The sequence below is a fragment of the Arthrobacter sp. TJ-240 genome, assembly GCF_058269195.1.
Genome location: NZ_JBZCNG010000003.1, coordinates 461,220 through 481,323 on the forward strand (window position 1 = coordinate 461,220; position 20,104 = coordinate 481,323).

The 20,104-nt window shown below is 70.3% G+C and carries 20 protein-coding genes and 1 riboswitch; of the genes, 16 read left to right on the forward strand and 4 right to left on the reverse strand.

The genetic code is table 11. The annotated features are described in order from the left end of the window. Positions 1-29: 29 nt before the first annotated feature. The 3 genes from AC4D2C_RS10425 to AC4D2C_RS10435 are packed head-to-tail and all read right to left on the reverse strand — an operon-like array spanning position 30 to position 2,854. On the reverse strand, positions 30-320 hold the full coding sequence (locus AC4D2C_RS10425) for a DUF6221 family protein (RefSeq protein WP_490914648.1): 291 nt from the start codon (positions 318-320) through the stop codon (positions 30-32). Positions 321-346: 26 nt separating this feature from the next. Next, positions 347-661: a WYL domain-containing protein gene (locus tag AC4D2C_RS10430; protein ID WP_490914650.1), complete on the reverse strand. Its 315-nt coding sequence runs from the start codon at positions 659-661 to the stop codon at positions 347-349. Positions 662-700: 39 nt separating this feature from the next. After that, positions 701-2,854, reverse strand: coding sequence for an MMPL family transporter (locus tag AC4D2C_RS10435; RefSeq protein WP_490914651.1), 2,154 nt, complete (start codon positions 2,852-2,854; stop codon positions 701-703). A 100-nt stretch (positions 2,855-2,954) separates the two neighbouring features. Here AC4D2C_RS10435 and AC4D2C_RS10440 point away from each other — a divergent pair, with 100 nt between their 5' ends. From AC4D2C_RS10440 to AC4D2C_RS10465, 6 genes are all read left to right on the forward strand, one after another. After that, positions 2,955-3,416 carry a MarR family winged helix-turn-helix transcriptional regulator gene (locus AC4D2C_RS10440; protein ID WP_334211001.1) on the forward strand — a complete coding sequence of 154 codons (462 nt, stop codon included), beginning with the start codon at positions 2,955-2,957 and terminating at the stop codon, positions 3,414-3,416. A 41-nt stretch (positions 3,417-3,457) separates the two neighbouring features. Continuing rightward, positions 3,458-4,255, forward strand: a complete 798-nt coding sequence (locus AC4D2C_RS10445; protein ID WP_490914652.1) for a class I SAM-dependent methyltransferase — start codon at positions 3,458-3,460, stop codon at positions 4,253-4,255. A 112-nt stretch (positions 4,256-4,367) separates the two neighbouring features. Next, complete coding sequence (locus AC4D2C_RS10450; protein WP_490906649.1) at positions 4,368-4,877, forward strand: low molecular weight protein-tyrosine-phosphatase; 510 nt, start codon at positions 4,368-4,370, stop codon at positions 4,875-4,877. Positions 4,878-4,900: 23 nt separating this feature from the next. Continuing rightward, positions 4,901-5,518 (forward strand): LysE family transporter, encoded by a 618-nt coding sequence (locus AC4D2C_RS10455; protein ID WP_490914653.1) that lies wholly within the window; start codon positions 4,901-4,903, stop codon positions 5,516-5,518. Positions 5,519-5,521: 3 nt separating this feature from the next. After that, entirely contained in the window at positions 5,522-7,639 is a 2,118-nt protein-coding gene (pabB, locus tag AC4D2C_RS10460; protein ID WP_490914654.1) for an aminodeoxychorismate synthase component I, read from the forward strand. A 55-nt stretch (positions 7,640-7,694) separates the two neighbouring features. Next, complete coding sequence (locus AC4D2C_RS10465) at positions 7,695-8,825, forward strand: FAD-dependent oxidoreductase (RefSeq protein WP_490914655.1); 1,131 nt, start codon at positions 7,695-7,697, stop codon at positions 8,823-8,825. A gap of 9 nt (positions 8,826-8,834) precedes the next feature. Here the strand turns inward: AC4D2C_RS10465 and AC4D2C_RS10470 are convergent, their stop codons facing one another. Continuing rightward, entirely contained in the window at positions 8,835-9,722 is an 888-nt protein-coding gene (locus tag AC4D2C_RS10470) for a GAF domain-containing protein (protein WP_490914656.1), read from the reverse strand. A gap of 259 nt (positions 9,723-9,981) precedes the next feature. Between AC4D2C_RS10470 and AC4D2C_RS10475 the strand changes: the two genes are divergently transcribed. The 10 genes from AC4D2C_RS10475 (at position 9,982) to AC4D2C_RS10520 (ending at position 20,087) form a co-directional block, all read left to right on the forward strand. Then, on the forward strand, positions 9,982-10,542 hold the full coding sequence (locus tag AC4D2C_RS10475; protein ID WP_490914657.1) for a DinB family protein: 561 nt from the start codon (positions 9,982-9,984) through the stop codon (positions 10,540-10,542). Positions 10,543-10,570: 28 nt separating this feature from the next. After that, positions 10,571-11,176 (forward strand): GNAT family N-acetyltransferase, encoded by a 606-nt coding sequence (locus AC4D2C_RS10480; protein WP_490914658.1) that lies wholly within the window; start codon positions 10,571-10,573, stop codon positions 11,174-11,176. A gap of 532 nt (positions 11,177-11,708) precedes the next feature. Beyond that, entirely contained in the window at positions 11,709-12,695 is a 987-nt protein-coding gene (locus tag AC4D2C_RS10485) for an ABC transporter substrate-binding protein (protein WP_490914659.1), read from the forward strand. 101 nt (positions 12,696-12,796) lie between these two features. Further along, a complete protein-coding gene (locus tag AC4D2C_RS10490; protein WP_490914660.1) occupies positions 12,797-14,320 on the forward strand; it encodes a sugar ABC transporter ATP-binding protein in 1,524 nt (507 codons plus the stop codon). Further along, positions 14,317-15,348: an ABC transporter permease gene (locus AC4D2C_RS10495; RefSeq protein WP_490906635.1), complete on the forward strand. Its 1,032-nt coding sequence runs from the start codon at positions 14,317-14,319 to the stop codon at positions 15,346-15,348. The genes AC4D2C_RS10490 and AC4D2C_RS10495 overlap by 4 nt, the downstream gene beginning before the upstream one ends. Further along, complete coding sequence (yjfF, locus tag AC4D2C_RS10500; RefSeq protein ID WP_490914661.1) at positions 15,348-16,361, forward strand: galactofuranose ABC transporter, permease protein YjfF; 1,014 nt, start codon at positions 15,348-15,350, stop codon at positions 16,359-16,361. The genes AC4D2C_RS10495 and yjfF overlap by 1 nt, the downstream gene beginning before the upstream one ends. 30 nt (positions 16,362-16,391) lie before the next feature. Continuing rightward, complete coding sequence (locus AC4D2C_RS10505; RefSeq protein WP_490914662.1) at positions 16,392-17,270, forward strand: aminodeoxychorismate lyase; 879 nt, start codon at positions 16,392-16,394, stop codon at positions 17,268-17,270. Positions 17,271-17,377: 107 nt separating this feature from the next. Continuing rightward, positions 17,378-17,495, forward strand: a riboswitch (SAM riboswitch). Positions 17,496-17,660: 165 nt separating this feature from the next. Beyond that, positions 17,661-18,578 (forward strand): ABC transporter substrate-binding protein, encoded by a 918-nt coding sequence (locus tag AC4D2C_RS10510; RefSeq protein WP_490914663.1) that lies wholly within the window; start codon positions 17,661-17,663, stop codon positions 18,576-18,578. Positions 18,579-18,588: 10 nt separating this feature from the next. After that, on the forward strand, positions 18,589-19,353 hold the full coding sequence (locus AC4D2C_RS10515; RefSeq protein ID WP_490914664.1) for an amino acid ABC transporter permease: 765 nt from the start codon (positions 18,589-18,591) through the stop codon (positions 19,351-19,353). Beyond that, positions 19,350-20,087, forward strand: a complete 738-nt coding sequence (locus AC4D2C_RS10520) for an amino acid ABC transporter ATP-binding protein (protein WP_490914665.1) — start codon at positions 19,350-19,352, stop codon at positions 20,085-20,087. Before AC4D2C_RS10515 ends, AC4D2C_RS10520 begins: the two co-directional genes overlap by 4 nt. The last annotated feature ends 17 nt before the right edge of the window (positions 20,088-20,104 follow it).

A 20,104-nucleotide genomic window follows, 5' to 3' on the forward strand; every position in this document is an offset into this window, starting at 1 on the left:
GCAGGAGAGGTCCTCCCCGAGCGGCCTCTCTAGGCCTTCAGCTCGTCCTTCAGTACCGCCGCCGTCCGCCACCCGGCACTGTAGTCGGCGTGTCCGGCCCACGGTAGCGCCAGCAGTCCGAGGACCTCCGCGCGCTGCTGGGCGTCGAGTTCGGCGACCGCGTACCGGAGGAGCTCCCGCTTGGCCCGGCATTCCGCGAGGACCCGCTGGGGGTCGAACCAGCCGCCGACGCCCCACACTTCCTCGGGCAGGCTTCCCCTGCGGGCCGCCTTCTCGTCCTCGGAGATACGTGCGTCAAGAAAGGCGGCGATGTCGTTCATAGGTAGAGAGTAGCGACCTTCAGCCCTCATGGGACCCCGCGCCACGGGCTCGGACGAGCCTGCATCCGGTCGAGCCGGAAGAGACACCGGTCGTCGCGCTCGAGGTCATAGGCGATGAGGTACCAGTACTGCTGCCTCCGCGGCGCGCACCTCCACGGGCTCGTCGGGCAGGTCGAGACTCCAGGAGTACCCGGCGCCGCGACGCGGGGAACGCTCGTCGTCTCGATCACGAGCCCGGTGAGGTCGACGTCGGACACCTCACCGGGCTGGCCCTCGTCCGAACGGGCGAACAGCAGGAGGTCCTCGACGAGGGAGGACATCCGCTTCGACTCGCTGTCCACGCGTTCGAGTGCGGACCTGCCGGACGGGCCCACCGTGGGTCACCGCGGGGACGGCACCTTCCCCAGTGCCGATGGCCACCAGATCCTCGGGCCGATGTCGTAGGCGAGCGCCGGGATGAGCAGCGAGCGCACCAGGAGGGTGTCCAGCAGCACGCCGAATGCCACGATGAACGCGATCTGCGCGAGGAACAGGATCGGGATCACGCCCAGCGCGGCGAAGGTCGCCGCCAGCACCACGCCGGCCGAGGTGATGACGCCGCCGGTCACGCCGAGTCCGCGGAGGATGCCGGGGCGCGTGCCGATGCGGAGGGACTCCTCCCTGACCCGGGTCATCAGGAAGATGTTGTAGTCCACCCCCAGGGCCACGAGGAACACGAAGCCGAACAGCGGCACCGACGCGTCCGCCCCCTCGAACCCGAAGATGTTGTTGAACACCAGCGCCGAGACGCCGAGGGCCGTCGCGTAGGAGAGCGCCACGCTGGCCACGAGGAGCACGGGCGCGAGCACCGAGCGGAGCAGGACGATCAGGACCACGAGGATGACGGCCAGGACGATCGGGATGATCTTGACGAGGTCGGCGAGTGCGGTGTCGTTCGTGTCGATCGCCACCGCCGTGACCCCGCCGACCAGCGCGTCTCCTCCGCCGGTCTCGTCGAGCGCCGTGCGCAGTTCACGCACCACGTCCTCGGCCTGCTCCGAGTCGGCCTGGTAGCCGAGCGTGCCGCTGATGAGGACCCGCCCGTCCTCGACGACGGCGGCGCCGCCCGGGTCCGTGGTCAGGGCTGCGTCGGAGATGCCCTCCTGCGCCGTGACGACGTCGAGCACCGCCTGCTGGTCCGCCTCGGGCGCGACGACGTAGACCGGACTTCCCGAGCCCGCGTCGAAGTGGCGGCCGAGCGCCTCCTGGCCGTCGACGGCGTTGGAGGGCGTGAGGATCACGGCGGACTGGGGGACGCCGTTCGCCTGCAGTTGGGTCAGCCCGAGGGCGCCGGCGACCAGGATGAGCAGGGACGCTGTCCACAGCACCCGCGGGCGGCGGGCCACGAGCAGCGCCACCCCCCGCCAGAGGCCCCTGAGCCCTTCGAGTCCTGTCTCCGGCCCGGCGCCGGTCGGCGCCGCGTGCTTGCCGTGGTGCGGGGCGACGACGGCGCCCGCCGCCGGGTTGAAGCGCGGGACCAGGGGCCAGAAGGCCGCCCTGCCCAGGAGGAGCAGGAGCGCGGGGAGGAGCGTGAGCGCTGCAGCGAGCGAGAAGGCGATGCCGATGGCGGCGATGGGTCCGAGGCTCCGGTTCGAGTTGAGATCCGAGAAGAGCAGGCACAGGAGGCCGAGGATCACGGTGGCGCCGGAGGCGAGGATCGGCTCGAACGAACCGCGGAAGGCCACACGCATGGCCTCCCACTTCGTCTCGTTCCCGACGAGTGCCTCCCGGAATCGGGCGACGAGCAGCAGCGCGTAGTCCGTGGCCGCACCGATCACGAGGATCGAGAGGATGCCCTGGCTCTGGCCGCTGAGCTGGATCAGATCGAGCTTCGCGAGAGCGAAGATCAGCAGGATCGACGTCGCCAGGGCGAACACCGAGGTCAGCAGGACGAGGAACGGCAGCACGATGGACCGGTAGACGGCGAGGAGGATGACGAACACGGCGCCGAGCGCGACGGCGAGCAGGATGCCGTCGATCCCGCCGAAAGCCTCCACGAGGTCGTTGGTGAGCCCTGCGGGGCCGGTCACGTAGCCGGTGACGCCGTCGGGCAGTTCGTCGTCGAGGATGGTGCGCAGTTCGCCCACCACCTCGGCGAGTTCGGCGTCGGAGGAGACGAACGCGACGTACTGGACCGCGAGACCGTCCTCGGACGGGATGGGCCCGACGACCGGCGGAGCACCCTCGGCCGCCGGCTCGAGCCCCTCGACCTCCCCGAGCATGGCGGCGAGATCCTCGTAGGGTCCGAGGTCCCGCGGGTCGATCGCGGTCTCCGATTCGGCCACGATGATCGCCGGGACGGCATCGGAGTCACTGAATCGCTGCTGCATCTCGCCCGCCTCCGTGGACTCGGCGCTGGCGGGCAGGAAGGACGCCTGGTCGTTGCTCGAGACCTCCTCGAGCCGCCCGAACGTAGGACCACCGACCGCCGCCCCGATCAGCCAGATCAGCACCACGACCGCGGGCAACAGCACCCTCAACCATCTGTTCTTCATGGAGTTCCTTACCCACTCGTACTTATCTCTGCAGTAGAGTATATCCATGGTGGAGATAATGTGCACGGGCTTAAACTGAAGGGAAAGGAGGCGAGGACCCATGGCCGCGAGGGAAGAACTCATGGCACTGCTGCGGCAGTTCACGGTCGAGACCGACCGCTATGTCGACGTCGCGAGCGAGCGGGACAGCCTCTACCGCACCGACCTCCATGCCCTGAGCATCATGATGGGCGCCGCTCGCGCCGGACTCACGGTGACCCCCGGATTCCTGCGGGAGGAGCTCAACCTGAGCTCGCCGGCCACCACGGCCCTGGTGGACCGCCTCGATTCGGCGGGCCACGTGACCCGGCGGCGCAGCGACGTCGACCGTCGGCAGGTGCACCTCGAGATGACGGAGAAGGCACGCTCCACGGGGGCGATGCTGTTCGCTCCCCTCGCCCGCCACATCGACGCCGTCTTCGACAGGTATTCCGAGGAGCAGCTGGAACTCCTGCGCGACATGCTCCAGGACGTCACCGATGCCACGGTCGCCGCGCGTGACGTGGCGCTGGACGGCGGCTGAAATGCTGACTGATGGGCCTCCCGCCGGTTAGCCTTCGGAGCATGAACGACGAGGTCTACTCCCACGGACACCATCCGAGCGTCACGGCGGCGCATGCAGCGCGGACCGTCGCGTCGTCGGCCGCCTACCTCGAGCCCTTCCTCGAAGCCGGCCTGGACGTGCTGGACGTCGGCTGCGGCCCCGGCAGCATCACGGCAGGGTTCGCGGATCTGGTGGCACCGGGCTCGGTGACGGGCATCGACAGCTCGGCGGACGTCGTCGCGCAGGCCGCGGAGGCGCACGCCGACCTCGCGAACGTCGAGTTCCGCGAGGGCAACGTGTACGACCTCGACGCCGCCGACGAATCCTTCGACCTGGTCCACGCACACCAGCTCCTGCAGCACCTGGCCGACCCCGTGGCGGCCCTCCGCGAGATGCGCCGCGTCGTCCGGCCGGGCGGGATCGTGGCGGCCCGCGAGGCCGATTTCGGTGCGATGACCTGGTTCCCGGCGGTCGAGGAACTCGACGAGTGGCGGGAGCTCTACCGCACGCTGGCACGCGGCAACGGCGGGGAGCCCGACGCCGGGCGCCGCCTCCCCGGGTGGGCGGCGGCGGCAGGTTTCGCGGCTATCGAGGTGTCGTCGACGAACTGGGTGTATGCCACTGCCGAGGACCGGCGCCTCCTCGCCGAGTCCTGGGCCGAGCGCGTGCTGCACTCGGCGTTCGCCGGGCAGACCCTCGAGCGCGGCCTCGCCGACCAGCGCACCCTCGACCGGCTGGCCGAGGGGTGGCGCAGGTGGTCGCGGCTGGACGACGGCGTGTTCCTGATGCCGAGCGTGGAGATCCTTGCGCGGGACTGAAGCGCGGTGCACGCGGTGGGGCCCCTCCCATCGTCGATCTGCATCGGCTGGAACGGTGATCCCGGACGAGGTCCGGCCGATCCGGGACGGGCACCGCAGCTAGGCTGGCGTGATGTACCGCATCGTCACCGTCTGCACAGGGAACATCTGCCGCTCCCCCATGGCCGAACTCATGCTGACCCACGCGTTCGGCCGGGCAGGCCTGGGGGACGACGTCGTCGTCGACTCCGCGGGCACCACGGACTGGGAGGCAGGCAGGCCGATCGACGAGCGTGCCGCGGCGAAGCTGACCGAGCTCGGCATCGAGAGCCACCTGCACCGGGCCCGGATGTTCGAGCCGGGCTGGTACCGCGAACGCGACCTCATCCTCGCCCTCGACCTGGACCACTACCGTGAGCTGCGCCGGGACGCGCCCGACGACGACGCTCGCGACAGGATCCACCTCCTGCGCGAGTTCGACCCGTCGACCACGGACACGGAGCTCGAGCACCTCGGCATCTACGACCCCTGGTACGGCGATGCGAGCGACTTCGAGGCCACCTGGAAGATGGTCGACGGAGCGGTGGACGGCGTCGTGCGGTTCGTGCGCCACGAGCTCGACGCCGACCGTTCGGACGACTGACGCGCGGCGCATACCATGAACGGGTGAATCCCTCCCTCTGGCTGGCGCTGCTGGGCGCCCAGACGCTCATCAGCTTCATGCCCGGCGCGGGCGCGGTGAACACGATGAGCAACGCGCTGGCCGTCGGGTTCCGCCGCTCCATCTGGGGCATCCTGGGCCAGCAGACGGCCCTGCTGGTGCACATCGGGATCGCCGGCGCGGGCGTGGGCCTCCTCGTCGCGAACTCGCCGCTCGCCTTCAACCTCATCCGGTACATCGGCGCCGCGTACCTCGTGTACCTCGGGGTGCGGAGGTTCCTCGCGAGACCCGACAACAGCGAGGTCCGTGCCCTGCAGGGCAGCGAGGCACCCCTTTCGATGTTCCGCCGCGGCGTGTGGGTGAACCTGCTCAACCCCAAGGCCATCGTGTTCTTCCTCGCGCTCATCCCCCAGTTCATCCGGCTGGAGGAGCCGTTGCTGCACCAGTACGGCGTGCTGACCGCGACCGTGATCGTCATCGACCTGCTCGTCATGTGGTTCTTCTACGCGGGCACCGCGCGGTCGTTCCGGCGCTTCACCGAGGACGAGCGCGGCCAGCGAGTCCTCAACCGCACCTTCGGGTCCCTGTTCGTCGGCGTCGGCGCCCTGCTCGCCCTGGCCTGAGCCGTGCCCGACACCCCCTGCACTCCGGGCAGCGCCGCCGCCCCCCTGCTCATCGCGATCGACGGCCGGTCCGGTGCCGGCAAGACGACTCTCGCCGTGGAACTCGCCGCCCTCCTGCGCGAGCACCACACCGTCGGCCTCTTCCACCTCGAGGACATCTACCCAGGCTGGGACGGGTTCGACGCCGGGATCACCCGCTACGTCGAGCAAGTCCTCACCCCCCTGCGGGCGGGACGGACGGCACGCTGGAGCGCCTGGGACTGGGTGCGGGGAGAGGACGGCGCGGAGCGCAGGACGCCGGCGGCGGAGATCGTGCTCCTCGAGGGCGTGGGTGCGGCAGCGGCGGCGGCGCGCGACCGGCTCGACGCCGTCATCTGGGTGGAGGCCGACGCGGAGGTCCGGCAGCGCACGGCGATCGAGCGCGACGGCGACGCCTACGCCCCGTACTGGCAGCGCTGGGCCCATCAGGAGGACCGCTGGCTCGCGGCAGACGACCCCGGCACCGCCGCGGACGTCGTCGTACAGGGCCACCAGGGGCCGCCGTCGCCGCAGGCCGTGCGCCTCGCGCTCACCGGGCTGCCCTCCTGCACCGTCCTGCTGGCGCCCGAGCGCGCGAGCCGGCGCGGACTGACGCTGGAAGCCGAGCGCCTCGAGGCGGTCCCGGACGCTGCGGCGCTGTTCTCGACGCTCTACGGCGACGCACCCGCGGCTGCCTGGCTGGACAGCTCCGACGCCGTGGTGCACCCCCCGACCGGGGCGCCCGGGTCGCCGACCGGCGAGCGCAACCGCTTCAGCATCATGGCCGACGCCGGCGGGGCCTTCGGGCAACTGGCCCTGCACCGCGGCGGCGTCACGGACATCGTGGCCGGCCCCGTGACCACCCGGATCCGCGAGCCCTTCTTCCGCTGGCTCGACGACGTCTGGGGGCGGCGTGCCGTGCGCGCGCCGGACGGTCTCGCCTGCGACTTCGGGCTCGGCTGGCTGGGGTACCTCGGCTACGAACTGAAGCGCGAGACGGGCGGCGCGGACATCCGGCCTGGGGCTGACCTGCCCGACGCCGCGCTCCTCTTCGCCGGCCGCGCCGTCGTCCTCGACCACGCCGACGGCGCCGTCTTCCTCCTGACCCTCTCCGACGGGCGGCCCGACGCCGACCGGGACGCCTGGCTGACGCGGGCGCGGGCGGCCGTGACCGCGCCCGATCCCCTGCCGGCGCCGCCACGGCTCGCGGTGCCGCGGTTCGGGGCACGGGACACGTGCACCGGGTACCTCGCGAAGATCCGGCAGGCGCAGGCCGAGATCACCGAGGGCAACACCTACGAGGTGTGCCTGACGACGTCGCTCGTGGCGCATCTGGAGGCCGGGGAGGCCCTCGATCCGCTGGACGCCTACCTCCGGCTGCGCACCGTGAACCCCGCACCGTTCGCCCATTTCCTGCGCTTCCCGGGCTTCGCCGTCGCGAGCACCTCGCCCGAGCGCTTCCTGCGGCTCACCACGGACGGGCACATGCGGGCGGAACCGATCAAGGGGACGCGGGGGCGCTCGGCCGACCCCGGCGCCGACGCCGCGTTGCTCGAGGACCTCAGGACGTCGGCGAAGGACCGTGCGGAGAACATCATGATCGTGGACCTCCTGCGCAACGACCTCTCCCACCACGCGGTGCCGGGCTCGGTCACGGTCAGCCGGCTGTGCGCCATCGAGACGTACGCCACCGTGCACCAGATGGTCAGCACCATCGATGCCCGGCTGCGCCCCGGGAGCGCGCGGGCCGGGGTCGTCGCCTCGGCGTTCCCCGCCGGGTCGATGACCGGGGCACCGAAGATCAGCACCATGGCCATCCTCGACCGGCTCGAGCAGGCGCCGCGTGGTCCCTACTCCGGCGCTGCCGGCTACTTCAGTCTCACGGGGGCCACCGACCTCGCCGTCATCATCCGCACCCTCGTGCTGCAGGAGGCCAGGGGTGCGGAGGACGAGGGCGCCACCCGCCTGATGCTCGGGGTGGGCGGGGCGATCACGGCCGATTCCGACCCCGAGGAGGAATGGGCCGAGGTGCGCACGAAGGCGCACGGCGTCCTCTCGGCCCTGGGTGCCGCGTTCCCCGGGCCCGCAGGTCCGAGCCGGTAGCCTTGCCCGAGGTGCCCGGCCCCGGCAGGGCCTCGGGCCCGGAGAGGAGCGCCCCATGACGGGCATCACGGTGATCGGTGCCGGCCTGGCCGGGGCCTCGGCCGCGTGGCGGCTCGCGCAGGCCGGGCACGACGTCGTCGTCCTGGAGCAGGACACCCCGGCCCACCGCCGGGGCAGTTCGCACGGCTCGGCGCGGATCTTCCGCTACGCCTATGCCGAGCGGCTCTATGTGGACCTGGTCCGGGAGTCGGCCCGCGGGTGGGCCGAGCTGGAGTCCGCCGGGACCGCCCTCCTCACGCGGACCGGCGCCCTCGACCACGGCGAGGGCCACGACCCCGTGGGCCTCGCCCGGGTTCTCGCGTCGGCGGGTGTGGAGCATGAGCTGCTCGGCGCCGCCGAGGCGTCCGCGCGCTGGGACCTGGAGTTCACGACGCCCGTACTGTGGCACCCGGGCGCAGGAGTGCTCGACGCCGAGGCCGCCGTCGTCGCCATGCTCGACCAGGCACGCGCCCACGGGGCCTCGCTGCAGCAGGGGTGGCGCGTGACCGGGGTGCGACGGCACGGGCGCGGGTACCGCGTGCACGCCGAGGACGGACGGTGGGTCGACGCCGAGCAGGTGGTCGTCGCGGCAGGCGGCTGGCTCCCCGAGCTGCTCGCCGACCTGGGCCTGCCGGAGGCGTTCGTCGCCGCGCTGCCTCCGCTGGAGGTGCGGCAGGAGCAGGCCTACCACTTCCCGTACGCGGGGGACGGGCACGGCTGGCCCACGTTCATCCACAGGATGGAGGACATGGTCGTCTACGGTCTGCCCGGCGGCAGGGACGCCGGCTGGTCGGGCCAGAAAGTGGCGGAGTACAACGGCGGCCGGCGTATCCGCTCGGCGGGGGCGCAGGACGGTGTGGTCCACGACGAGAACCGGCGGCGCGTGGTCGCCTACGTGGAGCGCCACCTGCCGGGCCTCGTGCCGGAACCGTACGCGGAGACCACGTGCCTGTTCACGAACACCCCCACGGAGGACTTCGTGATCGACCGGGCGGAGGGCGTCACGGTGCTGTCCGCCTGCTCGGGCCACGGCGCGAAGTTCGCGCCCCTGCTCGGCGAGCTGGCCACGGCGCTCGTGGAGGGGCGCGATACGGTCCCGGAGCTGTTCAGGCCCGGCAGGACGTCCTCCGCGCGCGACCGCCCCTGACGTCCTGCGTCAGCCGAGCGGCCCTCTCCAGATCTCCTCCTGGACGAGCTGGGCGAAGGACCGCAGATCGCGGACGTCGTTCTCCGTGAAGTCCCGCGGCTTGTCGTCCATCACGCACAGCGAGCCGATGCGCCACCCGTCGACGGAGGTCAGCGGGTGCCCCGCGTACAGGCGGACCCTCGGGCCGGCCTTGACGAGGGGGTGGTCCCGGTAGGAGGGATGCAGGAGCGCGTCAGGGATCACGAGGGTGCGGTCGGCGGCGACCGTCACTGCACAGAGGGAGAGCTCGAGCGGCAGGTCCTGGCCGATGGGCCCGGCCAGGGACTTGATCACCTGCCGGCCCTCCGCGATGAGGGCGATCGAGGACGAACTCACGTCGAACCATTCCCGGGTCCGCGCGGTCAGGCGGTCGAACCGGGCCTCGGCGCCGGAGTCGAGGAGGCCCGACCGGTAGAGGGCCTGCAGCCGCCGGAACTCCGGATCCTCCTTCAGATCGGCCGATCCGCCCGCCGGACCGCCCGCCGATCCGCCCACCGGCCCGCTGCCGGTCTGGGCGTCGGGCCGGAGCGCGCGGCGGTCGAATCCGTACCCGTCGGGATCGGTGACGAGCGGCCGCAGGTAGTCCTCGAAGCCGGAGGAGGTCGCCGCCCGGTCGGTACTGTAATGCGCACCGTCCGCCATGGACCCGGTGGTGTCGATGATCTCGTTGATGGCATGGGCGATCAGGTCCCGGTCGCGGCGCGGTAGCCGGGTGAGCCCGCGGAGGTACCCCTCCACGTCGAACCCGTCGTGGGTGCCGCCCAGCGCCGTGTAGCCCCTGGCTACCTGCTCGAGCGCTATGCCGGCCGCCCGCGTGGCCTCGAGGGCTGTCCATTGCTGGAGATACGCATCGGTCACTTCCGGTCCTCTTCCGTTCGTGGGCGAGCTCACGACGAGGAGCCATCAGCCGCCCCACGGCTGGCACTCATCGTAGGCCCCCGGAGGCACGGCGCACGGGATCGAGGGCGGCACCCGCGGGAGCTGGACAGGGCGACGAAAGCGCGCATGCCCGCGTCGGGCCCGGCCGGACGGCGGCCGGCCGCAACCTGCCACCCACTTCGATCACCGACGGCGGGGGCGCTGGCGCGAGCGACGACGGTGGGACAGGATGACGTCCATGGGCGAGGAGACCGGAAGGTGGAGCAGGGCGAGCATCTATCCCGACATGTGGGTGGACCCGGAGGACGATCCGCGCAACAGTGACGGGGTCAGCCCCGACGGCGAGGCGGCGACGCTGCGGGACTACCTGACGGACTACCGGCTGACGCTCCTGATGAAGTGCGAGGGCCTGGACGCCGGACAGCTGGCCCGCAGGTCCGTGCCGCCGTCGACCATGTCGCTGCTGGGCCTCCTCCGCCACCTCGCCGAGGTGGAGCGCGACTGGCGCGGCTGGATCACGGCCGATGAGCGGGCGCCCTCCCTGTACGGCGGGGACGGGGCCGATTTCGACGGCGCCGTCGCCGAGCAGGCCGTGGTCGACGCCGCCTACGCGGACCTGGAGCGCGAGCAGGCCGCCACCGACGCGCTGCTCGCCGCGTATCCCGACCTGGGCGAACGCGTGGGCGAGGATGGGATCGCCATCCGCGAACTGCTCGTGCACCGGGTCGAGGAGTACGCGAGGCACTGCGGGCACGCCGACCTGCTGCGCGAATGCATCGATGGCCGCGTGGGCCAGTGAGGCCGCCATCCGAGGCGAGGGTCGGACCATGAGCACCCTCCGACCGGTCACCCTGCGCGGCGCCCGCGTGCTCCTGGAACCCCTCGCTCCCGAACACCACGACGGGCTGGTCGCGGCCGCCGCCGACGGCGAGCTGTGGAAGCTCTGGTACACCTCGGTCCCGACGCCCGAGGGCATGCGGCGCGAGATCGACCGGCGGCTCACGCTGCAGGGCACGGGCTCGATGCTGCCCTTCACCACGAGGCTCCCCGCGGACGACGGCCGGCCCGGCCGGATCATCGGCATGACGACCTACATGAACATCGACCAGGACACTCCGCGGGTGGAGATCGGCTCCACCTGGAACGCCGCCTCCGTACAGCGCACCGGCACCAACACCGAGTCCAAGTACCTCCTGCTCCGCCACGCGTTCGAGGTGTTCGGGTGCCCCGCGGTGGAGTTCCGCACGCACTGGATCAACCACCAGTCCCGCGAGGCGATCGTCCGGCTCGGCGCGAAGCAGGACGGCGTGCTCAGAAGCCATACGCGGGCCAGGAACGGCGAGCTGCGCGACACCGTGGTCTACTCGATCCTCGCCCACGAATGGCCCATGGTGCGCGATCACCTCCTGCACAGGATGTCCCTCCACCCCTGACCGGCGACCCGCCGGGGCGCTGCCCGCCCGCCCCGCCACTGGGCTTTTGTCAACCGGATCCTGGCGATACCGCGCCCCCTCGGGACGGTGCAGGATGAAGGCGTCAGACTGCGGCAGCCACGGTGGGCCGCGGACCGGTTCGACTGAAAGAAGACTCTATGGCGGACATTGGTGGAATGGCTGACAAGGCCAAGGATTATGCACAGGACCATCCCGAGAAGGTGGACTCGGCCAAGGACAAGGCCAAGGGCGCCCTCGACGGCAAGGACAGCGATCAGAAGTAACTGATCCCCTACCGGAAGGCCGGACCGCGACCACGCGGTCCGGCCTTCCGTCTGTCACGGCGGCCGGCAGGGCGCCTGCGCCCGTGGCCGGGCCGGCTCCGACGCGCCGTAGATCGCTACCGGATTGTGGCCCCGAGCCCTTGACCCGCCATTTGTTACCGTTCACAATTGCCGCAGGGCTCCCCGCCCCTGCAGCAACGACGGTGCAGTTGCCCCCTTGCTGTGGTCCCGATTCCCAGGAGGCAGCAGTGTTCAGGAAATCCTTGGTGGCGGCCCTTGCCGCCACAACCCTCGCCCTCACGGCCTGCGGCGGCGGATCCGACTCCGGTGGCAGTGGCGGCAGTGGCGGCGGCGACGACACGATCACCATGGGCTTCGCCCAGGTCGGTGCGGAGAGCGGCTGGCGCACCGCCAACACCAAGTCCGTCCAGGACTCCGCGGAGGCGGCGGGCGTGGACCTGAAGTTCTCCGACGCGCAGCAGAAGCAGGAGAACCAGATCAAGGCCATCCGGTCCTACATCCAGCAGCAGGTGGACGTCATCGCCTTCTCCCCCGTGGTCGAGTCGGGCTGGGACACCGTGCTGAAGGAGGCCAAGGACGCGGAGATCCCCGTCATCCTCACCGACCGGGCCGTCGATTCCACCGACACCTCGCTGTACAGGACCTTCCTCGGCTCGGACTTCGTGGAGGAGGGCAAGAAGGCCGGCGAGTGGCTGGTCGAGGACTCGGCGTCCACCGAAGGTCCGGTGAACATCGTGGAACTGCAGGGGACCACCGGAGCCGCCCCCGCCATCGACCGGAAGGAAGGCTTCGAGGCCGCCATCGCCGCCGATCCGGACCTCACGATCGTCGAATCGCAGACCGGTGACTTCACCCGCAGCGGCGGCAAGCAGGTGATGGAGGCGTTCCTGAAGAACACCCCGGACATCGACGTGGTCTACGCCCACAACGACGACATGGGCCTCGGTGCCATCGAGGCCATCGAGGCCGCGGGCAAGGTGCCGGGCAAGGACATCAAGATCATCACGGTCGACGCCGTGAAGGACGGCATGACGGCGCTCGCGGACGGCAAGATCAACTTCATCGTCGAGTGCAACCCGCTCCTCGGCGAGCAGTTGATGGACCTGGCGGCCAAGGTGGTCGCGGGTGAGGAGGTCCCGGCCCGCGTGGTCACCGAGGAGACCACCTTCACGCCGGAGCAGGCCAAGGAAGTCCTCGCGAGCCGCGAGTACTAGGAACCGGACCCGGCCGTCCCTGCAGGGGACGGCCGGGTCACCAGGAGGCGGGATGCGGCGGGAGGACCCGCCGCATCCCCCGCACAGGAGGGCAGAGCCGTATGAGCGAGACCGTCCCCGTGGTGGACATGCAGGGCATCTCCATCGCCTTCCCGGGCGTGAAGGCGCTCGACGGCGTCGACTTCCGGCTGTTCCCGGGGGAGGTCCACGCCCTCCTCGGCGAGAACGGCGCCGGGAAGTCCACGCTCATCAAGGCGCTCACCGGCGTCTATGCGCTCGACGGCGGCACCATCACCGTCCTGGGGGCACAGCAGAGCTTCGGCACCCCGGCGGAGGCGCAGGCGGCCGGGATCAGCACGGTGTACCAGGAGGTGAACCTGTGCCCGAACCTCTCGGTCGAGGAGAACATCCTGCTGGGCCGCGAACCGCGCCGGCGCGGCGGCATCCACTGGCGGAACGTCCGCCGGAGGGCGCAGGAGGTCCTCGGGCAACTGCAGCTGGGCCACATCGATCCCCGCTCCATCCTGTCCTCGCACTCCATCGCCATCCAGCAGCTCGTCGCCATCGCGCGGGCCATGCAGGTGGACGCCCGGGTCCTCATCCTCGACGAACCCACCTCCAGCCTCGACGCGGACGAGGTCCAGCAGCTGTTCACCGTCATCCGGACGCTGCGGGACCGGGGCGTCGCGATCCTGTTCGTCTCCCACTTCCTCGAACAGGTCTACGAGGTCTCCGACCGCATGACCGTGCTCCGCAACGGCCGGCTCGTGGGTGAGTACCCGACCCGCGACCTGCCGCGCATGGGCCTGATCTCCAAGATGATCGGCAAGGAACTGGATGCCCTGACCGAACTCGAGGAGGCCGAGAGCCGGCGCCACCCGGACCGCACGCAACAGGTGCCGTTCCTGCAGGCGGACGGCCTGGGCAGGAAGGGCTCGGTGCGGGACGTCACGGTCACCGTCCACGCAGGGGAGATCCTCGGCCTCGCCGGGCTGCTCGGGTCGGGCCGCACCGAGACGGCGAGGCTGCTCTTCGGCGCCGATCGCGCGGACCAGGGACAGCTGACCATCAGCGGCACGTCCCGGACGCTGCGCACGCCGCGATCCGCCATCGACCGCGGCATCGCCTTCTCCTCGGAGAACCGGAAGGAGGAGGGACTCATCGGGGACCTGTCGGTCCGCGACAACCTGATCCTCGCGATGCAGGCCGGCAAGGGCTGGTGGCGACGCGTACCGCGCGCCACTCAGGACGAGCTGGCCGAGCGGTTCATCAGGGCCCTCGACATCCGCCCGTCCAACAAGGAATCGCTCATCCGGGACCTCAGCGGCGGCAACCAGCAGAAGGTGCTGCTCGCCCGCTGGCTCATCACCGACCCGAAGCTGCTCATCCTCGACGAGCCGACCCGGGGCATCGACATCGGCGCCAAGACGCAGATCCAGAAGCTCATCAGCAACCTCGCAGCCGACGGCATGTCCGTCATCTTCATCTCGGCCGAACTCGAGGAAGTGCTGCGCCTCAGCGACCACATCGCCATCCTCAAGGACCGGCAGATGGTGGCGGACATCCCCAACGACGGAGTCACCATGGAAGACGTCATGACGGTCATCGCGGGAACGAATCCATGAGCGCGCTGCTGAAGCACCGCCTCACCTGGCCCGTCCTCGCGCTGGTCCTGCTGCTCCTGCTCAACCAGCTCTTCCGCGCGGACTTCCTCTCGGTCCGCGTCCAGGACGGCCACCTGTACGGGAGCCTGATCGACATCCTGCGCAACGGGGCCCCGACCATCCTGATCGCGCTCGGCATGACACTCGTGATCGCCTCCCGCGGCATCGACCTCTCCGTGGGAGCGATCGCAGCCATCGCCGGTGCCGTCTCCTGCATGTACATCTACAGCTCCCCCGATCCCACCTCCCTGCAGACCGCTGCCACCGGGGTGGCGATCGCCGTCGTCGCCGGGCTCCTCCTCGGGGCGTGGAACGGATTCCTGGTCTCGGTCATCGGGATCCAGCCCATCATCGCGACGCTCGTCCTCATGACCGCCGGCCGGGGGCTCGCCCAGCTGGTCACCGACGGGCAGATCATCTCCGTCTCCAACGACTCCTACCGGGCGATCGGCGCCGGCTTCTTCCTGGGCCTGCCCATCTCGATCCTCATCGCGGCGGCCGCCTTCGGCGCCGCCGGCCTGCTCACGCGCCGCACGGCCCTCGGCACGCTCATCGAGGCCGTGGGGATCAACCCCGTGGCCAGCCGGCTCGCCGGGCTCGATGCCCGCACCATCACCTGGACCGTCTACATCTTCAGCGGACTGTGCGCGGCGGTCGCGGGCCTCATGATCAGCTCGAACGTCACCGCCGCGGACTCCAACAACGCCGGCCTCTACATCGAGATGGACGCGATCCTCGCCGTCGTCATCGGCGGCACGTCGCTGGCCGGTGGCCGCTACAGCCTGGTGGGGACGCTCGTCGGGGCGCTCATCATCCAGACCCTGACCACCACCGTCTACACGCTGGGCATCCCGCCCGAGGCGACCCTGGTGTTCAAGGCGCTCGTGGTGATCGCCGTCTGCCTCCTGCAGTCCCCCCGGGCCCGCACCCTCTTCGGGCGACGCAGGCCCCTTGTCCCCGCGCAGCCCCGGGTGGAGGTGGCCGCCTGATGTCCGTCCTCACCCGCACCTCCGCACCGCTCGACCGCTCCCGGATCAGCCGCCTCCAGGGCAAGGCACGGTACGCCCCCACGCTGGCGACCGTGGGCCTGTTCGTCGCGATGTTCGCCGTCGGCGCCGCCATGTACCCCGGGTTCCTGTCCGGGCAGGTCTTCCTGAACCTCCTGATCGACAACACCTTCCTGATCGTGCTCGCCGTCGGCATGACGTTCGTGATCCTCACCGGGGGCATCGACCTGTCGGTCGGGTCCGTCGTCGCACTGTCCATGATGATCGCCGCGGCACTCCTGCAGGCCGGCTGGAACCCGGTCGCGGTGATCCTCCTCGTGCTCCTGACGGGGGCGAGCTTCGGCCTCGCTATGGGCCTGGTCATCCAGGTCTTCGAGATCCAGCCGTTCATCGTGACCCTCGCCGGGCTGTTCCTGGCCCGCGGCCTCTGCTACGTCATCAGCGTCGACTCCATCACCGTGACCGACCCGTTCTTCACGTCGATGGCCCAGGCGAGGATCCCACTGGCGGGGAAGCTGTTCGTCTCTCCCGGCGTCGTGATCGCCCTGCTCGTCGTCGCCGTCGCGTTCTACGTGCTGCACCAGACGCGCTTCGGCCGCACCGTGTACGCGATCGGCGGCGGGGAGTCCTCCGCGGTGCTCATGGGCCTCGCCGTCCCGCGCACCAAGGTGCTCGTGTACGGGATCAGCGGCGTGTGCTCCGCGATCGCCGGGATCCTGTTCTCCTTCTACAGCCTCTCCGGGTACAGCCTGGCGGCCACGGGGCTGGAGCTCGACGCGATCGCCGCGGTGGTGGTCGGCGGCACGCTGCTGACCGGCGGGTACGGGTACGTGCTCGGCTCCCTCGCGGGAGTGCTCGTCCTCGGCATCGTCCAGACGTTCATCTCCTACGAGGGCACGCTGAGCTCCTGGTGGACGCGCATCGTGATCGGCGCCCTGCTCCTCGCCTTCATCCTGCTGCAGAAGCTGTTCACCCGGAAGGTCGGACTCACCTGACGTCGCGGACCCCCCGCTAGGCTGGGGCCCATGACGGTTCTCGTGTTCCTCGACCCCGACCACGACGACGGCAGGATCGCGGACGCCTCGCAGCCGCAGCTGATGATCACCGATCTCGGCGCCACCCGCGGCGACGGCGTCTTCGAATCCATGCTCGCCGTCGAGGGGACGCCCCGCAAGGAGCAGGCGCACCTGGCGCGGCTCGCGTCGTCGGCCGCGGCCCTCGACCTGGTGGTGCCGGAAGCGGACGCCTGGAGCCGTGCCATCCGGACCGCCCTCGGCGAGTTCGCGAGCGCCGAGCCGGACCTGGGCAGCGCCGTCGTGAAGCTCGTGGCCACCCGCGGCGTGGAGAGCGCGGGACGGCCGACGGCGTGGGTGCAGGTGGCGCCCGTCCCGGCGGCCACGCTGGCGCAGCGCGAGGCGGGCGTGAGGGTCCTGTTCCTCGAGCGCGGGTACGACAGCACCGTGGCGCAGCGCGCACCGTGGCTGCTCATGGGCGCCAAGACGCTCTCCTACGCCGTCAACATGGCCGCGATCCGCCACGCGAAGGCGTCCGGCGCGGACGACGTCATCTTCACCTCCTCCGACGGCAAGGTCCTCGAGGGGCCCACGTCCACCGTGCTGCTCGCCTACGTGCGCGACGGGCGGAAGACGCTCGTCACGCCGCAGCTCGAGAGCGGCATCCTGGCCGGCACCTCGCAGGCCGCGCTGTTCGCCGCGGCGAAGGAGCAGGGGTGGGACCTCGGGTACGGGCCGCTCGAACCGCACCACCTCCTCGACGCCGATGCCGTGTGGCTCATCTCGAGCATCCGGCTCCTCGTGCCTGTCCTCTCGCTCGACGGGCAGGAGATCCGCACCTCCTCCGCCCTCACCGGGGAACTGACCGCACTCGTGGACCGGTTCGTGTGAAGTCGGCCACACTCTGCCCGTGAACTGCCGGGATTCCGCGTCAAGGGGCGCAATATCCCCGATCCTGTTTTGACCGGACGCTCCGTGCTGCCCTAGCGTTTTGCTCAAATCAAGAGTTCCAGCCATCGGCCCTGGCCGGCTGGACAGCAACCCTCTCCCGTAGTGGGGTGCTCCAGGTGAAGATTCGGCCGCCGGGTCCAGTCCCCCGGTCGGCAAGTACGGCGTCGTGCGGTCCTTCCCCGGTGTTCGGCCCGGTCCGACCGCCACAGCGCGCACAGCCCAGAACAGCGAGCGTGTAACCCAGCAGCCAGCAGTCCTCCCGCCGGTCTCCGGCGTCCCAGCACCCCACCCAGCGCGCCCGTTCCCGGGCCCGCCACCACGAAGGACACCATGAACCTCTCCCGTAAGGTCCTCACGGCACTGACCGTGCCCCTGCTCGCCCTGACGGTCTCCTGCGGCAGCTCCAGCAGCAGCGAACCCACCGAGACCACCGATGCCCTGGCCGGCAGCGACCAGCAGTCGCTGGACAAGTACACCACCGAGACCACCACCCCGGTCGAGGAGATCGATCCGGCGGACCTCGGCCTGATCACCGACGGCACGCTGCGCGTCGGCACGCTCTCGGACGCCCCGCCGAACATCTTCCTGGAGGACGGTGTCTTCACCGGCTACGACAACGAGCTGCTGCGCGCCATCGGCGACAAGCTGGGCCTCGAGGTGGAGTTCGCGTCCACGGACTTCTCCGCGCTCCTCGCGCAGGTGCAGAACAAGCAGTACGACGTCGGCTCCTCCTCGATCTCCACGACCGAGGCCCGCCGGGAGAACGTCGGCTTCACCAACGGCTACGACTTCGGCTACATGGCCGTCGTCGCGAAGACCGACTCCTCCGTCACCGGCTTCGACTCCCTGTCCGAGAGCACGCGCGTCGGCGTGGTCCAGGGCACCGTCCAGGACGACTACGTCACCAACACCCTGGGCCTCGAGCCCGTGCGCTTCCCGGACTACAACACCGTCTACGCCAACGTGAAGAACGGGCAGGTGGACGCCTGGGTGGCACCGTCGCAGCAGGCCACCGGCCAGGTGAAGGAGGGCGACGACACCACGATCGCCGAGACGATCATCAACACCGAGAACTTCACCGCGTACGCCGTGAACAGCGAGAACCAGCCGCTCATCGACGCCCTGAACGCGGGTCTCGACGCCGTCGTCGCCGACGGCACCTGGTCCGAGCTCACCAAGGAGTGGTACCCGGACCGCGAGATGCCCACCGACTGGAAGCCCGGCAGCAAAGCCGTGGAAGTAAAGTAGCGGTCCCTGCATGGACGCCCTGGAACAACTCGGAAAAACCTTCTTCGACTGGGAGGCGATGGCCGCCGTCCTGCCGGACCTCCTGACCGTCGGCCTGCCGAACACGCTCATGCTCGCGCTGGCCTCGGGGATCATCGGGACGATCGTCGGCATGATCCTCGCGATCATGGGGATCTCCCGCAACCGGGTGCTCCGCTGGATCGCGCGCATCTACACGGACATCTTCCGCGGGCTCCCCGCCGTCGTGATCATCCTGCTCATCGGTCTGGGACTGGGTCCGATCCTCCGGGAGATCACGGGCAGTACCAGTCCGTACCCCCTGGGCATCCTCGCCCTCTCGCTGATCGCCTCTGCCTACATCGGCGAGATCTTCCGCTCCGGCATCCAGAGCGTGGAGAAGGGACAGCTGGAGGCTTCGCGCGCCCTGGGCTTCAGCTACAGCGCGTCCATGCAGCTCGTGGTGGTCCCCCAGGGCGTGCGGCGCGTGCTGCCGGCCCTGGTGAACCAGTTCATCTCGCTGATCAAGGAGTCCTCACTGGTCTACTTCATCGGCCTCGTGGCCAGTGAGCGTGAGCTCTTCCGGGTCGGCAACGACGCGGCGAGCAACACCGGCAACCTGTCACCGCTCATCGCGGCCGGGCTGTTGTACCTGTGCCTGACCATCCCGCTGACGCACCTCGTGAACTTCATCGACAACCGGCTCCGCGTGGGCAGGAAGCAGAAGCCCGAGCCGGACGAACTGGCCGCGAAGATCGGCGAAGGAGCGAAGGCGTGAAGATCCAGGAATCCGGGACCCTGACCGGCAAGGACCTGCACCTGTCCTTCGGCTCCAACCACGTGCTGCGCGGCATCGACCTGCACGTGGACCAGGGCACGACGGCGTCCGTCATCGGCCCGTCCGGCTCCGGGAAGTCCACCCTGCTGCGGGTCCTGAACCGGCTGATCGAACCCGACCAGGGCGACATCCTGCTGGACGGCCGGTCCGTGCTCAAGGACAACCCGGACGAGCTGCGCCGGCGCATCGGCATGGTGTTCCAGCAGTTCAACCTCTTCCCGCACAAGACGGTGCTGGACAATGTCTCGCTGGCCCTCCGCAAGCTCCGGAGGATGTCCGCGGACGAGGCCCGGGAGAAGGCCCTCGCGCAGCTGGACCTCGTGGGCCTGAAGCACAAGGCCGATGTCCGGCCCGGCAACCTCTCCGGCGGCCAGCAGCAGCGCGTCGCCATCGCCCGGGCACTGGCCATGGACCCCGAGGTGATGTTCTTCGACGAGGCCACCTCGGCCCTGGACCCGGAACTCGTGAAGGGCGTCCTCGCGCTCATGGCGGACCTCGCGGCCGGGGGCATGACCATGGTGGTCGTCACCCACGAGATGGGTTTCTCGCGCAATGTCTCGGACACCGTGACGTTCATGGACGGCGGTGTGGTGGTCGAGACCGGACCGCCGGCCGCGATCTTCGACGACCCGCAGACGCCGCGCCTGAGGTCGTTCCTCTCGGACGTGCTCTAGCACTGCGTCGGTTCCAC

Excerpts from the sequence above, each read along its gene's own strand:
- AC4D2C_RS10425 (WP_490914648.1), bottom strand. The coding sequence starts at position 320 with ATGAACGACATCGCCGCCTTTCTTGACGCACGTATCTCCGAGGACGAG.
- AC4D2C_RS10435 (WP_490914651.1), bottom strand. The coding sequence starts at position 2,854 with ATGAAGAACAGATGGTTGAGGGTGCTGTTGCCCGCGGTCGTGGTGCTG.
- AC4D2C_RS10440 (WP_334211001.1), top strand. The coding sequence starts at position 2,955 with ATGGCCGCGAGGGAAGAACTCATGGCACTGCTGCGGCAGTTCACGGTC.
- AC4D2C_RS10445 (WP_490914652.1), top strand. The coding sequence starts at position 3,458 with ATGAACGACGAGGTCTACTCCCACGGACACCATCCGAGCGTCACGGCG.
- AC4D2C_RS10450 (WP_490906649.1), top strand. The coding sequence starts at position 4,368 with ATGTACCGCATCGTCACCGTCTGCACAGGGAACATCTGCCGCTCCCCC.
- AC4D2C_RS10465 (WP_490914655.1), top strand. The coding sequence starts at position 7,695 with ATGACGGGCATCACGGTGATCGGTGCCGGCCTGGCCGGGGCCTCGGCC.
- AC4D2C_RS10475 (WP_490914657.1), top strand. The coding sequence starts at position 9,982 with ATGGGCGAGGAGACCGGAAGGTGGAGCAGGGCGAGCATCTATCCCGAC.
- AC4D2C_RS10480 (WP_490914658.1), top strand. The coding sequence starts at position 10,571 with ATGAGCACCCTCCGACCGGTCACCCTGCGCGGCGCCCGCGTGCTCCTG.
- AC4D2C_RS10490 (WP_490914660.1), top strand. The coding sequence starts at position 12,797 with ATGAGCGAGACCGTCCCCGTGGTGGACATGCAGGGCATCTCCATCGCC.
- AC4D2C_RS10495 (WP_490906635.1), top strand. The coding sequence starts at position 14,317 with ATGAGCGCGCTGCTGAAGCACCGCCTCACCTGGCCCGTCCTCGCGCTG.
- yjfF (WP_490914661.1), top strand. The coding sequence starts at position 15,348 with ATGTCCGTCCTCACCCGCACCTCCGCACCGCTCGACCGCTCCCGGATC.
- AC4D2C_RS10505 (WP_490914662.1), top strand. The coding sequence starts at position 16,392 with ATGACGGTTCTCGTGTTCCTCGACCCCGACCACGACGACGGCAGGATC.
- AC4D2C_RS10510 (WP_490914663.1), top strand. The coding sequence starts at position 17,661 with ATGAACCTCTCCCGTAAGGTCCTCACGGCACTGACCGTGCCCCTGCTC.
- AC4D2C_RS10515 (WP_490914664.1), top strand. The coding sequence starts at position 18,589 with ATGGACGCCCTGGAACAACTCGGAAAAACCTTCTTCGACTGGGAGGCG.